This is a genomic window from Spectribacter acetivorans (assembly GCF_031846305.1).
In the GTDB taxonomy this organism is placed as follows: Bacteria; Pseudomonadota; Gammaproteobacteria; order Nevskiales; family Salinisphaeraceae; genus Spectribacter; species Spectribacter acetivorans.
The window spans coordinates 233,719-249,491 of the sequence record NZ_JAVRHY010000005.1 but is presented as its reverse complement, the minus strand read 5'-3'; the positions used below and the strand labels follow the sequence as shown (position 1 = coordinate 249,491).

At 64.4% G+C, this 15,773-nt stretch carries 16 protein-coding genes; 7 read left to right on the top strand and 9 right to left on the bottom strand.

Annotation, left to right across the window (positions count from 1 at the left end; translation table 11 throughout):
* The first annotated feature begins 11 nt into the window (after positions 1 to 11).
* From RM531_RS07845 to RM531_RS07830, 4 genes are all read left to right on the top strand, one after another.
* A complete protein-coding gene (locus RM531_RS07845) occupies positions 12 to 1,148 on the top strand; it encodes an acetyl-CoA acetyltransferase (protein WP_311658481.1) in 1,137 nt (378 codons plus the stop codon).
* A 19-nt stretch (positions 1,149 to 1,167) separates the two neighbouring features.
* Positions 1,168 to 2,352, top strand: a complete 1,185-nt coding sequence (locus RM531_RS07840; RefSeq protein ID WP_311658479.1) for an acyl-CoA dehydrogenase family protein — start codon at positions 1,168 to 1,170, stop codon at positions 2,350 to 2,352.
* Entirely contained in the window at positions 2,324 to 3,247 is a 924-nt protein-coding gene (locus RM531_RS07835; protein WP_168149715.1) for an alpha/beta fold hydrolase, read from the top strand. The genes RM531_RS07840 and RM531_RS07835 overlap by 29 nt, the downstream gene beginning before the upstream one ends.
* A 311-nt stretch (positions 3,248 to 3,558) precedes the next feature.
* On the top strand, positions 3,559 to 4,905 hold the full coding sequence (locus tag RM531_RS07830) for an ISL3 family transposase (protein WP_168149714.1): 1,347 nt from the start codon (positions 3,559 to 3,561) through the stop codon (positions 4,903 to 4,905).
* 136 nt (positions 4,906 to 5,041) lie between these two features.
* Here RM531_RS07830 and RM531_RS07825 read toward each other — a convergent pair whose 3' ends face one another.
* The 9 genes from RM531_RS07825 to RM531_RS07785 form a co-directional block, all read right to left on the bottom strand.
* Positions 5,042 to 5,335, bottom strand: a complete 294-nt coding sequence (locus tag RM531_RS07825; protein ID WP_311653652.1) for a hypothetical protein — start codon at positions 5,333 to 5,335, stop codon at positions 5,042 to 5,044.
* 179 nt (positions 5,336 to 5,514) lie between these two features.
* Entirely contained in the window at positions 5,515 to 5,754 is a 240-nt protein-coding gene (locus RM531_RS07820; RefSeq protein ID WP_311653651.1) for a type II toxin-antitoxin system Phd/YefM family antitoxin, read from the bottom strand.
* Positions 5,751 to 6,110, bottom strand: coding sequence for a hypothetical protein (locus RM531_RS07815; protein ID WP_311653650.1), 360 nt, complete (start codon positions 6,108 to 6,110; stop codon positions 5,751 to 5,753). The genes RM531_RS07820 and RM531_RS07815 overlap by 4 nt, the downstream gene beginning before the upstream one ends.
* On the bottom strand, positions 6,103 to 9,228 hold the full coding sequence (locus RM531_RS07810) for an efflux RND transporter permease subunit (RefSeq protein WP_311658476.1): 3,126 nt from the start codon (positions 9,226 to 9,228) through the stop codon (positions 6,103 to 6,105). Before RM531_RS07810 ends, RM531_RS07815 begins: the two co-directional genes overlap by 8 nt.
* Positions 9,229 to 9,243: 15 nt before the next feature.
* A complete protein-coding gene (locus RM531_RS07805) occupies positions 9,244 to 10,785 on the bottom strand; it encodes an efflux RND transporter periplasmic adaptor subunit (RefSeq protein ID WP_311658474.1) in 1,542 nt (513 codons plus the stop codon).
* A complete protein-coding gene (locus RM531_RS07800) occupies positions 10,769 to 11,038 on the bottom strand; it encodes a hypothetical protein (protein WP_311658473.1) in 270 nt (89 codons plus the stop codon). The genes RM531_RS07805 and RM531_RS07800 overlap by 17 nt, the downstream gene beginning before the upstream one ends.
* Positions 11,035 to 12,294: a TolC family protein gene (locus tag RM531_RS07795; protein ID WP_311658472.1), complete on the bottom strand. Its 1,260-nt coding sequence runs from the start codon at positions 12,292 to 12,294 to the stop codon at positions 11,035 to 11,037. Before RM531_RS07795 ends, RM531_RS07800 begins: the two co-directional genes overlap by 4 nt.
* Positions 12,291 to 13,304, bottom strand: a complete 1,014-nt coding sequence (locus tag RM531_RS07790) for a M56 family metallopeptidase (protein WP_311653645.1) — start codon at positions 13,302 to 13,304, stop codon at positions 12,291 to 12,293. The genes RM531_RS07795 and RM531_RS07790 overlap by 4 nt, the downstream gene beginning before the upstream one ends.
* Positions 13,297 to 13,713: a BlaI/MecI/CopY family transcriptional regulator gene (locus tag RM531_RS07785; RefSeq protein WP_311653644.1), complete on the bottom strand. Its 417-nt coding sequence runs from the start codon at positions 13,711 to 13,713 to the stop codon at positions 13,297 to 13,299. The genes RM531_RS07790 and RM531_RS07785 overlap by 8 nt, the downstream gene beginning before the upstream one ends.
* A gap of 172 nt (positions 13,714 to 13,885) precedes the next feature.
* Between RM531_RS07785 and RM531_RS07780 the strand changes: the two genes are divergently transcribed.
* The 3 genes from RM531_RS07780 to RM531_RS07770 are packed head-to-tail and all read left to right on the top strand — an operon-like array spanning position 13,886 to position 15,755.
* Positions 13,886 to 14,185, top strand: coding sequence for an ArsR/SmtB family transcription factor (locus RM531_RS07780; protein WP_311653643.1), 300 nt, complete (start codon positions 13,886 to 13,888; stop codon positions 14,183 to 14,185).
* A 2-nt stretch (positions 14,186 to 14,187) separates the two neighbouring features.
* On the top strand, positions 14,188 to 14,841 hold the full coding sequence (locus RM531_RS07775) for a class I SAM-dependent methyltransferase (protein ID WP_311653642.1): 654 nt from the start codon (positions 14,188 to 14,190) through the stop codon (positions 14,839 to 14,841).
* Positions 14,842 to 14,843: 2 nt separating this feature from the next.
* Positions 14,844 to 15,755: a cation diffusion facilitator family transporter gene (locus RM531_RS07770; protein WP_311658470.1), complete on the top strand. Its 912-nt coding sequence runs from the start codon at positions 14,844 to 14,846 to the stop codon at positions 15,753 to 15,755.
* Positions 15,756 to 15,773: the final 18 nt, after the last annotated feature.

The window sequence follows — 15,773 nt, the reverse complement described above, 5'->3', positions numbered from 1 at the left end:
TTGCCACGCAGATGCGCGGCAAGGGCGCCGGCCTGTCCGGGGTGATCGACACCGATACCGGTGAGGGCCCGCGGCTGCTCGGTGACGACCGCGAGCCGACCAATGCGACGGAACAACGCCACGGGCTGGATCTGCCCATCCAGATCTATCCATTGTTCGAGCAGGCCCTGCGCGGCCGCTACGGCCATCGCCCGATCGAGCACCGGCAGATGCTGGGCGAATTGTATGCCCGGCTCAATGCCGTCGCGGTGAGCAATCCGCAGGCCTGGCGCCGCGAGCCGCTATCGGCGGCCGATATCGCCGAGCGCACACCGAAAAACCGCATGGTCGGTGCGCCCTACACCAAGCAGATGAACGCCATCATCGCGGTGGATCAGGCCGCCGCGCTGGTGATGATGTCGGCGGCAAAGGCCCGGCAGCTGGGTATCGACCCCGAGCGCTGGGTGTACCCCCTGGCCGCGGCCAACGCCCACGAGCGCTGGTTCGTGTCCGAGCGGGCGGATCTGTCCCGCTCGCCGGCGATCGCCGCCTGCGGCGAGCGGCTGGTCGCGGCCAGCGGACTCGCCATCGACGAGATCGATCACCTCGACCTGTACAGCTGTTTCCCCAGCGCGGTGCAGATGGCGCGCGACGCGCTGGGCATCGCCGCGCATGACCCCCGGCCGCTAACCGTCACGGGCGGACTGGCTTACCACGGCGGGCCCGGCAACAACTATTGCACCCACGCCATCGCCGAGACCATGAACCACATCCGCGCCGACCGAAGCGCCACCGGGCTGGTCAGCGGCGTGGGCTGGTATATGAGCAAGCATTCGCTGGGGCTCTACGGCGGACGGCCGCCCACCGGCGGTTGGCGGCCGATCGATGCGGCCGGTCTGCAAGCGGAGATCGACGCCGGCCCCGTCGTGGATACGCTGGAGCAGGCCGACGGCCAGGGCCGCATCGAGACCTACACCGTCATGCACGACCGTGCCGACCGGCCGGTTCAGGGCATCGTCCTAGGGCGGCTGGACGATGGCCGGCGCTTTGTCGCCAACACGCCCACCGATATCGACCTGCTCGATGCCATGACTAACGAGGAATTTCTCGATCGGGCGGGCCGTGTGCACAACGACGGCAAACGCAACCTGTTCGCCCCGAACGGCTGACTGCGAGGAGAAGATCATAATGAGCACTGCAACCGACATCGATTTCGACCAGGCCAGCGTCGCCGAGCGCATGCGCGATGTCCGCGAGGCCGCCCGCATCGTGAGCGAAGGCTTTTCCCGGGAATACATGCGCGAATGCATCGATAACCACCGCTTCCCGCAGGAGGCCTGGGAGGCGCTGGGCGAATACGGACTGCTTGGCATTACCATCCCCGAAGATCTGGGCGGCACGGGCGGCGGCCAGGTGGAACTGGTGGCGCTCATGGAAGCGCTGGCCGAGGCCGGATTGGTGCTGCCCATGCTGCTGCTCACCGGCTTTGCGCGGGTGCCGATCATCCGCCACGGCACGCCTGAGCAGTTCGAGCGTTTCGTCGAACCGACGATCAGCGGGGCCGAGAAATTGTGCTTCGCCATCACCGAGCCGGATGCCGGCACCAACAGCTTCGCGATGGCCTCACTGGCGACACGGGATGGCGACGGCTACCGACTGACCGGGCGCAAGGTATTCATTTCCGGCGCAGCGGACGCCGACCGTATGCTGGTCGTGGCCCGCACCCAGAAGGCCGGCGAGGTCGAGCGCCGCACCGAGGGTATGTCACTGTTCGTGGTGGATACCGATGCGCCCGGCGTGGAACTGCAGCCCCTGAATATCGACGTCGGTTGGCCGGAGCGGCAGTACCTGGTTTTCTTCGACGAGGTCGAGCTCGCCGCGGACCGCTTGATCGGCAAGCCGGGAGAGGGCCTGGCCGCCATGTTCGAGGCGCTGAACTCGGAACGCCTGCTCGTGACCGCCATGTCCGTGGGCCTGGGCAACTATGCGCTGAAAAAGGCCGTCGCCTACGCCAACGAACGCAAACCCTTCGGCGTCCCCATCGGCAGCTACCAAGCCCTGCAGCACCGGCTGGCCGAGGCCAAGGCCGAACTGGAGGCCGCACGGCTGATGATGATCCAGGCTGCCGCGACCTTCGACGCCGGCGGCAACGCCGGCGCCCACGCCAACATGGCGAAATTGCTGGGCTCGCGTGCCGCGGTCAAAGCCGTCGAGGCCGCGCTGCAGACCCACGGCGGCTACGGCTTCGACAGGGACTACGACATCATCACGCTATGGCCCTCGGCCCGGCTGATGGAGGTCGCACCCATCAACAACGAAATGCTGCTCAACTACATCGGTGAACATGTCCTCGGCCTGCCCAAGTCCTACTGAGACGCGCGACGTGATCGAGCGCGACGGCTTCACCGCCCCGGACGGCCGGGACATCGTGCAGTGGCGGTGGCCGCAATCGGACGGACGCCCTACTCTGCACTGGGCGCACGCGACAGGTTTCCATGGTCGACTGTACCGGCCGCTGCTCGACGAGCTGGCGGGCGATTGCAACGTGCTGGCCTGGGACATGCGCGGCCACGGGGCCAGCGCCGAGGCCGCGGATATCGCGAAGTTCCGTGGCTGGGAAACCTACTACCAGGATCTTACCGCCTGGTTGGAGGGCCTGGATGCGCCGGTCTGGCTGGCCGGCCATTCCATCGGTGCCACCACCAGCATCATGGCCGCGGCCCGACAGCCGGACAAGGTCCACGGGCTGCTACTGGCGGAGCCCGCGATCATGGATCGCTGGCAGGGCTGGCAGTTGTGGCTGGCCAAGCTGCTTCGCCGGTCGCACCGGTTCTCACTGGCCGCCGGCGCGGCACGCCGGCGCAGGGTATTCGACTCGCATGCCGCGGCGCTTGCCAACTTTCGTGGCCGCGGTGGCTTCAAGACCTGGCCCGAGGCATGGCTTGAAGCCTATGTCCAGCACGGCCTCGTGCAGCGTGGCGATCACGTTCGCTTGGCCTGTGCGCCCGAGTGGGAGAGCACCACCTTCGCCCATACCGAACACAACCCCTGGCCCGGCATCCGTCGGTTGCAGTGTCCGGTGATCGCGTTGGCCGCGGAACGCGCTTCAACGTTCTCGCCAAGGGCACGCCAGCGCCTGCACGCCTTACTGCCCTGCGCCGAAGTGAACGCCCTCCCCGGAACCACCCATTTCCTGCCTATGGAGCGACCCGACACGGTCCGCGAGGCCCTACGTCAGGCTATGGTACCCACGTACCACCCGAAGTGATGACCACCTGGGGGCTATGCACGCCGCGAGCTCGGTTGGAGAACCCAAGTTGGCGGCCACATAAGCCGCCACACCTGGGTCAGGTGTCTCGATAGCGCATTGCAATCAGGCAGCCGAGCGGCAAGAGAGGCGGAATGATGCTCCGAATTAGCGCCCCCATATCGGCTTAGCCTGCAGTTTCAGGTTGTCACCCGTCGCCCCTTGATACGTTCTGGTGGCAGTGAGCCAAGCACTATGCCGGTGAGCGTAGTCTGATCGACGTTATAGATGTGTGCGAACGAGCTGAGATACGGTCCTAAGGAGCCAGAATGATTCAGGACTTCTTGAACCTGCGGCCGCTCCGGGCCTTGGAAATCGATGACTTGGGCGATCATTACCGAGTGCTAGCAGATGGGCAGGCCGAGCCGCCCTGCTGCCCACAATGTCAACATGACGGCATGCAAGGGCACGGGCGCCAAACACAAAAATTCATCGACACACCGATGCATGGCAAGCGTGTCCTGATCGAGATCCAGCGGCGCCGCTATCGGTGCAAGCGCTGCGGGAAAACCACATTCAGTGGATTGCTCAATGTGGATTCGAAGCGTCAAGCGACCTCCCGCCTGATCGCTTACATCGAGCAACATTGCTTGCGCCGCACCTTCGCTGAGATTGCCCGCGATGTCGGCGTGGACGAGCGCACGATCCGGCACATCTTCGACGATTATGTCGAACGGCTCTCACGGGAAGTGAAATTCGAAACGCCCGATGTGCTTGGAATAGACGAACTAAAGATCATCGGCCAGTACCGGGCGATGATCACTAACGTCACCGAACTCGCCCTGTTCGATATGCTGCCGACGCGCAAGAAGGCGGATCTGCTCGCGTATTTTCAGCAGCTCCCGGATAAACATCGGGTGCGGGTCGTCACGATGGATCTGTGGAATGTATATAGACAGGTGATTGATGCGCAGCTACCGGGTCGATTGATCGTTGCTGATCGCTGGCATGTCGTTCGGATGGCAAACGATGCCGTGGAGAAGGTTCGCAAGCTCATCCGCAAGGGCTTGGATACGCGGACTCGCCTCAAGCTAAAGGATGACCGTTTTCTGCTGTTGGCGCGTAAGCGGGATCTTGACGAAGCTCAATGTGAGCTTCTCGATCGCTGGTTTGCACAGTTCCCAGCATTGGGGGCGGCCTATGAGGCGAAAGAGACGTTCCATCGCCTATACGAGCATGATTGTCGCCGGGAAGCTGAAAGAGCGGCCCAGGCGTGGTTAAACGGCATACCTGAGTTGGTGGCGCCTCAGTTCAAAGAGACTGCTACCGCCCTTCGCAATTGGTGGGAACCGGTATTCAATTACTACGAGCATCCCATCTCGAATGGCTATACTGAGTCCATCAACCGCCTCGCGAAGGACATGAATCGAATGGGCCGAGGTTATAGCTTCGATGTGATCCGTGCCCGGTTGGTATACGACGAGAAGGCCCGCCGCCCGAACCGCAAGCCCCTACGACAACGCGCCCGGTCGACCCCTGCGCTACCGGATACCTCCGCGACCGATTACCTGACATTCACTCGTGCTGCTGCTTCCACGACGACAGAGAGCCGGACAATCGAGTACGGCCCCCATATTCCTACCCTCTGTGGGCTTCTGGAAGCAGGTTACTTCGAATAGACGTTCCGAGAACCCACATCCTCGGGACCTGCCGTGACTTGGCACAAACCACGGAAATCCACAAACGTGAGAACGAACGAGTTACAGCGCGGCTTACCCCAGTCCACAGTAGATTCCGGATACCCGTTTAAAAGGCCTAATCCGCCTGTGCCGTGGCGGCCATAATGTATCCATAGCGGTCGATGGTCCCCGCGGTCCGCGCCATCAGGTCAAGCCGGGCGTGTTCCCAATTGCCCGTTTGAGCGGCGGCGTAATCGTGCCGGTTGGGATCGCCTGCAGCCATCGTCATGTCTTCAAGAATTCCTAGAACCGGGCCGTGTTGCCTTGGCCGTTTGCCAAGGTGGTCATATGTTTCGGCTAAGCGCAATGGGCGGATGCTGAGCGTGATCGGGACGCTGACAAGCTTGTTGCCGATAAATTGAAACGACAAAAGGATCTCGCAGCCGATAGTGCTGAAGCCGCATGTTTCGGGGCTTGGCAGCGCGATGAATGAAATCGGCGCGATCCTTCATAGACGTGATTCGCCGCGGTGCAGCTTGATTACACATGAAACTGCACCTGTACAACTGGTATCGAGCACGCCCTGGCGATCTCTGGTCCTCGCCGCGCTCATAGCCGGGCATCGAGGACGTCGTCGATATCTGCCTTGAACGTATCGGGGTCAAGCGCTGGTAGCCGCTGCCAGCGGGCCAGCAGCGTCGTAGCCGGCAATGGGGCGCGCGCCAGGGGGCTGAGTTGGGTGATCGGCTCGCCGTTGCGAGTGACGGTCAATACTTCGCCTTGACTGACTCGCGCCAACACCTGTCCGCCCTGGTTGCGCAACTCTCGAATGGTGACATCGCGGTTCATGCCTTGAATGCATCACTCGTGAGACGCACCGACAATACCGAGTCTTCGGGCGCGGCTCGAGCGCAGCACGCTTGATGCACTAAGGGATTGTCGAGCCGGCCACCAATTCGTGACCCATGCCGCGGGCACCGCTGGATTTCCAACGTGACGTGGATCAAGCTGGGTAGTGTCTCCTGCAAGCGGGCTCGGTAGTGCTCCGGGGTCTTCGGGTCATCCGCCACCAGGGCAACGATGGCGGCGTGGATACCAGGTCCGATGGACCAAACGTGCAGGTCGCTGATGCGTTCGTCGGCGCGGACGCGGTCCTGGCCGAAGGCATGGCCATGTTGCCAGGCTTCGATGTTTTGCCTATGCATGATTGCCCGCCCCGTTTTGTGTTGTCGGCCCGCCCTGCACAATGGCGCCGAAGCGCGAATACAGCGCCGGCACCACCAGCATGTTCAGTGCGGTGGAGGACAGCAGGCCGAACAGGATCACCAGAGCCATGGGCGCCTGGATTTCGCTGCCGGGCTTGCCTAGGCTCAGCGCCAGCGGCACCAGCGCCAAGCCCGTGGCCAGAGCGGTCATCAGGATCGGGGCTAGCCGCTCGTGGGCGCCGCGACGGATGGCGTCCAGCGGCGTGGTTTCCGCGCCGGAGGCATATAGCCGCTGGATATGATCGACCATGATCACACCGTTGCGGGTGGCGATACCGAACAGGGTAATAAAGCCGATGATGGCGGCGATGGAAACCACCCCGCCAGCTAGGTAAACGCCAACCACACCACCGATCAGCGCCAGCGGCAGGTTGAGCATGACCAGCAGCGCATCGCGCGCGGAGGCCAGCGCCACCATGAGCAGAAGGAAGATGCCCAGGATGACCACGATGCTCAGAACCAGCAGCGTGCGGGTAGCCTCCTCGGCGCTTTCGAACTGACCACCGTATTCGATGTGGTAACCGGTGGGCAGATTCAGTTCGGTCTCAAGCTTGGTGCGGATGTCACCCACCACGCTGACCAGGTCGCGGCCGGCCACGTTGGCCGCCACCACCCGCTGGCGTTGCACGTTTTCGCGACTGATGTTGTTGGCGCCACGCTCTTTGCGTATATCCGCCAACGCGTGTAGTGGCACCCGCGCGCCTGATTCGGTGGTAATCAGCGTGGCGCGGATGGCGTCCAGGTCCTGCTTGAAGCGTGGCGGGTAGCGCACCACCAGGTCGAACGCGGCCTGGCCTTCCAGGATTTGCGAGACCTCATTGCCATTGAAGGCAGTCTCCAGAAATTCACCCGCCTCACCGACAGTCAGGCCGTAGCGCGCCAGCGCCTGGCGATCCCAGGTCACGTTCAGGAACGGCACTTCGGCGCGGCTGGCCAGCGACACATCCACCGCGCCGGGCACCTGTTTGGTCAGGCTTTCTGCCTGCTTGGCCAGGCGGTCCAGCTCGGTCAGGTCGTCGCCGAATATCTTGATCGCGATATTCGCACGGGTACCCGAGAGCATGTGATCGATACGATGCGAGATCGGCTGGCCGATAATGATATTGGCCCCGGCGATGGCGCCGAGTTCGTCGCGTAACGCGGCCAGCATGGCCTCTTTGCCGCGTTCGGAGAGTTCAAGACTGACATCGATTTCCGACGCGTACACCGCTTGCGCATGCGGGTCGAGTTCGGCGCGCCCGGTGCGCCGCGCGGTGGCGACCACTTCCGGGGTGTCGAGCAATACCTGTTCGACCCGCTGCGCTACGGCATCGGACTTTTCCAGCGAGGTGCCGGGCAGGGTGACCACGCTCAGGGTTAGGCTGCCCTCGTTGAACTCCGGCAGAAAAGAGCGTCCGGACAGGCCGAGCGCAATGCCCGCGACGACCAGCAGCGCCAGTGCCGCGGCCGCGACCAGCCACCAGAAACGCAGCGCCGCTTCCAGCAAGGGATGATAGCCGCGCTTCAAGGCGGCGATGAGCCGGGTATCGTGGGCCCCGTCAACTGTTTTTGATCCCGGCAGCAGGCTCAGGCTGAGCACCGGTGTTACGGTCAGCGCCACCAGCAAAGAGGCGCCCAGCGCCAGCACATAGGCTAGCCCCAGCGGCGCCAGCAGCCGCCCTTCAACACCGGTCAGGAAAAACAGCGGCACGAACACCAGGATGATGATGAGCGTGGCGAACACGATGGAAGATTCAATCTCGCGCGTGGCTTCGAACACTACGCGGTGGTTGGGCTGGCGCTCGCCCGTATCCAAGGCTTGGTTCTCGCGCAGGCGGCGCACGATGTTTTCCACCACGATGATGGCGTCATCCACCAGCGCGCCCAGGGCGATGGCGATGCCGCCCAGGGTCATGGTGTTGATGGTCGAGCCGCTCGCGCGCAGGATCAGCAGGGTGGCGATGATCGACAGCGGCAGTGCCAGCAGCGTTATCGCGGTCGCGCGCCCGCTGAGCAAAAAGATAAATACGATGGCGACCACCAAGAGGGCGCCGTCGCGGATGGCCGCGGACAGGTTATCGATGGCCAGGCCGATGAAATCCGCCTGGCGGAAAGCGTCGGTTTCGATACGCATGCCGTCGGGCAACGAGGCTTCGATCTCGGCGATGGTCTCGTCCAAGCGTTTGGTCAGTTCCAGGGTATTGGCATTAGGCTGTTTTTGGATACCCAGAATCACCGCGTCCTGGCCGCGGTAGCTGCCGGTACCGCGCCGCGGCGCCGGGCCGATTTTCACCGAGCCCAGATCACTGACCTTGACCGGCACGCCGTCGCGCTGGGCCACCATGGTTTGCTCGATGTCCTCGACGCTGCCCACCCGGCCACGGCCGTGAATCAGGAATTCCTGGTCGTTTTCGGCGTAAAAGCCGCCGCCGGCGCTCTGGTTGGTGGCACCCACGGCGTCGATCACTTTTTGAACGGGGATCCGGTAGGCGGATAAACGTTCGGGCCGGAGCTGCACCTGGTATTGCTTGGTCAACCCGCCGGTGGGTATAACCTGCGCCACGCCCGGCACCGCCAGCAGGCGCCGACGCACTACCCAGTCGGCGGCGGTCTTGAGCGCCATCGGGTCGTGCTGGTCCGAGAGCAGTGCAATGAACATGATCTCGCCCATGATCGAGGTAATGGGCGCAAGCACCGGCGGCGGCACGTCCGGCGGCAATAGGCTGCGCGCGGTTTGCAGCTTTTCGGTGACGATCTGACGCGCCTTGTAGATATCGGTGTCCCAGCCGAACTCCACCGTGATCACGGCCAAACCTACAGTGGTGTTGGAACGCACCCGGCGTACCCCGGCGGCGCCGTTCATGGCGGTCTCTATGGGGAAGGTCACGAGCTTCTCGACTTCCTGCGGTGCCATGCCGTGGACTTCGGCGACGAGGGTGACCGCCGGTGCGGTCAGGTCGGGGAAGACGTCCACCGGCGTGCGCAACGCCCGCCAGCCGCCCCAGGCCAGCAGCAGGGCCGCGGCGGCCAGCACCAGCACGCGGTTGCCCAGCGAGGCGCCGATAATGCGGTCGATCACCAGCGACTCCCGGCGTTAATGGGCATGACCGTGCCCGGCCTCGGCCGGCGAGGCCGCGGCCAAACGCAGGTCGTAGGCGCCCGTGGTCACGACGCGTTCACCGGCCTGCAAGCCGCTCTCCACGGCTACATATTCGGCGCCCCGCAGGCCAAGCCGCACCGCGCGCCGGGTGAAGGTTTCACCGCCGGTCTGTACGTACACTACCGGCTGGCCGCCGTCGTCGATGATCGCCGAGCGCGGCACCGCCAGTGCCTCGATGGTTTCACCGGTATACACGCGCGCGTCCAGGCCCTGGTTGAGCAGCGGGATGGTATCGGCGTCGGTGAACTCGAAGATCACCGGCACCGTGCGGCTGACCGGGTCGATCACCCCGCCCGCGGTAATTAGCCGGGCGTTGTCGCCCACGCGCAGCACTCGGCGCTGGCCGCCGAGTTCGAACCACGCGCCGGTGGGCTGGCGTAGCCGGTCGGCGTCGGCTTCCGGAATGCGCGCTTCCAGCCAGCGCTGATCGCCGCTGGCAATTTGCATCAGTACCTGGTCGGGGGAGACGAATTCGCCCGGCGCCACCGCAACCGCGACGATACGTCCGGCGATCGGCGCGATCACGGGTACGCCGGCATCCTCGGCGCCGCCCTGGTACTGGTGCAGGCGCGCTCGCGCGGCGTCGTGTTCGGCGCGGGCCACGGCCGCGGCATTTTCCGCCTCGCGCACGCGATAGGCGGCTACCGCGCCGTCGTCCAGCAAGCCGCGCAGCCGCTCGAGGTTCTCCCGCGCCAGGTGGTATTCGGCCCGCGTGCGTTCCACCGCCAGCCGCAGGCTGGACAGGTCCACCCCACCGGCCAGGCGGGCGCGCAGCGTACCCAGGCGCTGGCCTTTAGCGACCTCGGCGCCCACCACCGGGAATTGTTCGCCGAAGGCCGCGAACAGGCCCTCCGCCGGGGCGCGCACCCGTGCGCTGCGGTCGCCCGGCGGGCGCAGCTCGGCGGTGGCGTAGACCGAGGCGCGTAGCCGGCGTTGGGTCACCGCCTCGGTACCGAATTCGGCCTGCCACTGCTGTTCTTTCAAATAGCTGATTTCGCCGCCGGCTTCTTCCGGGGCCGGCTCCACCGACTGGGCGTTGGCGTACACGATAACTTCGCCCAACTCGTGCGTTGCTTGAAGGTTGGGCGCATCGACCCGCAAGCTCAGCCGATAAACGCCCGGCTCGCGCGGGCGGATTACAGGGGTAAAAATGCCCGGCCGCGCCGGGGCCTCGACCACAAAGCGGGCGCGGATTTTGCCGTCCTGGGTCAATAGCACGCCGAGCCTGCCTTCGCGCACCGGGCTGTAATCGGCCAGCCGGGTGACGTGCGCCGCGAAACGCGAATCCCGGCCGGCCACCAGCGCGGGGAACTCCACGAACAATTCGCTTTGCTCGGTGTAGTGGGTAAATACCCGGGCGGGCCGCTCGTCGCCATGGTCGGCGTGCTCGCCACCGTCTTGCGACGCGGGGCCGCAAGCCGTCAGCGCCAGCAGCAAGGTCAAGCTGATGGCCGCAGACTTAATGGCTATGGCCATGGTCGCCGTCGTGCTGGTGGTCGGACGGGCTTTCGGCGGGCGCGTTGGCGGCGGCCGGTTTTTCTTCGTCTCCGTAATAGGCCTTCGTTTCGGGTACCTGCTGCTGCTCGCCGTGCGGCTCGTGCGACGAGCCCTCCGCGTGGTCGTGGCCGTGGTCTTCGCCCCGCGGGCTTTGGGCGTCGCTCCCGCAGGCGGATAGCGCCAACAGGGCAGTGACCAGGGCGATCGGTACTAGCTTGTGAGCATGTTTCATGGTTGCGGTACTCCGTGGGTGAGTGCTTGCAAATCGATATGGGCATCGCGCGCCTGCTTTTGCAGTTCCAGCACGCGCAGTTCCGCCTCCAGCGCACTTTCGTAGGCGTCGACCACTTCCAGCACGCCGATCTCGGCGCCGCGGTAGCCGGACTCAGCGGCGCGCAGCAGTTTCCGGGTGGAGGCGGCGTTGCTTTTCCGGTAGGCCTTGGCACTTTCCAGCAACGCCCGCTGTTGCAGCCAGCGGCCGCGGATGTCGCCGCGCAGCTCGGCCAGGGCCAGCCGGTACTCGGCCTCGCTGGCCCGGGCCGCGGCCCGGGCGCTGGCGCGCTTGCCCTGATTGCGGTCGAACAGCGGAATGCTCACGCCCAGGCTGATCAGGTTGCCGTCGAAGCTGCGCCCGAATTCCTCTTGTTCCTTGTAGCCCACGCCGAGGGTGAGGTCCGGGACCGCGGCGCGTCCCTCGGCCTTTGCCGTTAAGGCGCTGGCGCGGGCCTGGGCTTGCAGTTGCTGTATGCGGGGCAAGGTGTCAATGGAGTCGAGCAGGCTGTCCAGCGGCGCTGGCGGGGGCGGTACCAGTTCGCCCGCCAGCCGCTGGGACGGCAAATCGTCCGACGGGTCTCCAAGCAACGCGGCCAGGCGGGCCAGCGACCGCTCGCGCTCGGCCTTCAGAGCGGCCTCGCGGGCGCCGAGCGCGTCGGCGGCGCGTTCCAGCCGCGCCACGTCGTATTGCGCCGCCTGTCCGGCTTGTTCCTGCCGGCGGACCCGGTCGACTAGCTCGGCCAGGCGCTCGCGGCGGGCAGCGACGGCCTCGATTTGCCGCTGGCGGTACAGTTTATCGAAGAACAGCCGGCGCACGCGGGTGCGGATGTCCATGCGGGTGGCGCCGACGGCAAAACCGGTAGCCTCCAGCCGGGCCTGGGCCGCCTCGCGCCGCAGGCCTTGTTCGCCGGAGACGTCGAACTCCTGATACAGCCAGTAAAAACGCTCGCGCGAGGTGGTTTCGGCCAGATCAGTGCTTTCCTGGGACAGCTCGATCGTTGGGTTGGACCAGAGCCCTGCGGTGGTCAGCTCGCCTTGCGCTTGCTGCCGGCGGCTGTCGAGCAACCGGGCAACGTTGTCGCGCTCCAGCGCGCGTTTTTCGGCTTGTTCGAGGCTCAGCGTCCCGGCCGCGACGACCGGCGCCGCCATACTCAGCGCGAAAGCGGCTATCGCCAGCCGCTGTGCGCTGACGTGAATGGGTCTGGTAAAAATCATAAACCGGTGGCGGGGAGCAGATGCTCCATCCAGTGATGTACGGCCGGGCCGGCCAAGGCCAACGCGCCCAAAGCAACGCCGAATACACCCATCAGGGAAAGCGCCGGCGCGGGACCTGAACCGGCGGGCGGGTTGAGCAAGGCACGCACCCGCGCATCCAGTTGACCGACCACCAGATGACAGGCGGGGATCATCAAACGACGCTGGTGCTCTTTTTGCAGGCGCGCGACTCGAATCAGGCAGTCCGCTACGGCCAGCCCGTCTCCGATCTGCCGCGCGACGGACGCGTCGCAGCGCTGTTCCGCCGCAAGCTGCCAGGCCCGCCGGAGGGCGCCGCCGATCATTGGAACATGCAACCTGGACAGGCTGTTGATCAGCGCCGTGGCTAGCATATCGTGACGCCGCACATGGACTTCTTCATGGGCCAGGACGATAGCCAGACTGGATTCGTCCAGTTGCTGTTTGAGTCCCTTGCTGATGTACGTGTGCCCGCGGAATAGACCTGCCGCAAAAGCCAACGGCTCGTTTATGGGCAGGAGAAAATAACGGCCGTCGGCCTGCCCGTCGGCCAAGTGCTGCATCAAGCGCAATCGGTGCTGCGCAGCAATCAGGCGAGCGATCTTGTAGCTGCCGGCGAGCAGCACTGAACCGAGCAACAGCAAAACTGTCAACGTCAACCAGGCTGGTAACGCAATCTGCGGTGCGTGCCACTGACATAGCGCGCCGTGGGTCTCGGGGTGGGCGCTGCAATGGGCCAGCAGCTCGTTACCCGAAAACAGCGAAATAGGCGCTGACATGGATAGCATCAGTGCCAGCGTGGCAATGACGGGACAAAGCAGTAACGCGGTCAACCAGCGCTGCCGCGCCGCGGGCGGGCAGGCACCAATCCAACGCCGGCTGCCGAAATAAAGCAACGCAGCCAGCACAGCCCCGATAGCTATGCCGGCGCAAGCAAGCGCCGCATAGATCGCGATGCTCTCGACGCTGCCCGGTATCGCCAGATCATTCATCCTGGCCAGCCTCCGAGTCACGCTGGCGACGCTGAGCGTCTATCAGCTGTTGAAGGCGCTCCAGGTTGGCCGGGTCATCGCGTTCGGCCAACTCCACAAAAGAAGCCATCAATGCACCGCTATCGCGGGCGCCCAACGTGTCCGCGATCTGTCCCATGGTCTGCACCAGTAGCGCTTCGCGCCCGACGATTGGGCTGTAGATATAGGCACGGCTGCGTTTTTCGCGGCTGAGCAATTGTTTGCGGTAGAGTCGCTCTAGCGTGGACTGAACGGTATTCAAACTCCGCCGGCTGTCTTTACCCACCACCTCGTAAACGGCCTTCACTTCGGCCGGACCCGCGTCCCAGAGGCATTCCATGACCTCAAGTTCCAACTCGCCCAAAGGCAGATGAATTTCTTTGCTGCGCATCACGTTACCGATTTACATTGCGGCTCGCAGTGTGCTCATGCGAAAACCGACTGTCAATCGGATTTAGGGCTTGAGTCCATCCATTGCTTTGACGCGAAGCCGTGGTCTTGCGGTTGACCCGCCTGGGGATGATGGTTCATATGTGAACATATCTTCATATATTTATTGAGTCATGCCCGGCATTCATCTGGAACCCGATCAAGCCACCGAACTCGCTGAGGTGTTCCACCTGCTCGGCGAGCCCAACCGTCTGCGGCTGGTATGCAGCTGCCTCGATGAACCGGTCAGCGTGCATGACTTGGCCGAGCAACTGGGAATTTCATCGTCGCTGGTCAGCCACCACCTGCGGTTACTGAAAGCAGCGCGGTTGATGCGCGCGGAGAAACGGGGCCGGCAGGTGTTCTACCAGGCGGCCGATGAGCACGTGCGCCGCATGCTGCGCGATATGACAGATCACCTGGACGAAGAGTAGTCATGGCCTGGAGCAAAGCCGAATTCCGCGAGCAGTACAGCAAGCTGGCAAGCATCTACGACCCCGGCATGTGGCTGTATCGGGCCGTCGGCCTGCGCATCTCCGCCTACCGGCAGGCGGCGGTCGAGGCGTTGCGCTTGCAGCCGGGCGACACCGTGGTCGATCTGGGCTGCGGCACCGGCCTGAATTTACCGTACCTGCATGCGGCAGTGGGCGACTCCGGCCGCATCATCGGTGTCGATCTCACACCCGAGATGCTGGAACGGGCCGAGCACCGCGCACGCAAGGCCGGCTGGACAAACGTGGAATTGGTGGAAGCGGACATGTCCGCATACCGGTATCCGGCAGATGCGCAGGGCCTGCTGGCCACCCTCGCGCTGGCGACCGTGCCGGACTACGACGACATCCTGGCCCGGGCGGCATTGGAGCTGCCCGCCGGCGCGCGCATCGCCAACTTCGAGCTGCAATGGCCCGAACGCTGGCCGACCTGGCTGGCGCGATTCGCCGCATGGCTTAACCGGCCGGCCGGAGTCACCCCGGATATCGTGGATCGCCGGCCCGCCGACGCCATCGCGCGGCACTTCGTTGAGGTCGAGGCCCGAGAAGTCTATTTCGGCGCTGGGATCATTTGTTCGGGTACCGTGCCAAGGAGTTAAACATGTCTGAGCACAATCATAGCCACGGCAGCGGCAAGACGCTGGCGTTCGCACTGGTATTCACCACCGGCTTCGCCATTGTCGAACTGGTGGGCGGCCTGTGGTCGGGCTCCCTGGCGCTGCTCTCCGACGCCGGACACATGCTCACGGACTCCCTGTCCCTGGGCGTGGGCGCTTTCGCCGCCTGGCTGGCGACCAAGCCGGCCTCGCGCAAGCACTCCTTCGGCTTGCAGCGGGCCGAGGTGCTCGGGGCCTTGTTCAACGTCATCTTCATGTTCGCGGTAGTCGCGTATATCGTCTACGAGGCCATCCGCCGCATGGCCGATCCGCCCGAAGTGATCGGCGGCGCGGTATTGCTGATCGGCGGCCTCGGTCTGCTGGTGAACATCACCGTGGCCTGGCTGCTGATGCGCGGCGAGCAGACCATGAACGTGCGCGGTGCGCTGTTGCACGTGATGGGTGATTTGCTCGGTTCGGTCGCGGCGCTGGCCGCCGGTGCAATCATTTATTTGGGCGGACCGCTGATCGTCGACCCGTTGCTGTCGCTGTTCGTCAGCCTGCTGATTCTGGCCTCGGCCGGGCGTTTGCTGCGCGAAGTCACGCGCGTATTGATGGAGGGGGTGCCGCGGGATGTCGATGCCAGCGAGGTCGCCAGCGTACTGATCGAGGTGACGGGCGTGCGTGCCGTGCACGACATGCACATCTGGACCTTGTCATCCAAAACTTATGCGCTGGCCGCGCATGTCGATCTGGACGCCATGGCCGAGTGGCAACAGGCCCTGCCACAGTTGCAAATGTTGCTGCGGGAACGCTTCGATATTACGCATAGCACCTTGCAACCGGAGGACGAGTCGATTCGAAAGACCTGCGACGCAGCGATTAATTGCGGTGCTCCAAACTCAAAGTCGTCATGAATCAAGTTCGATCTGCGC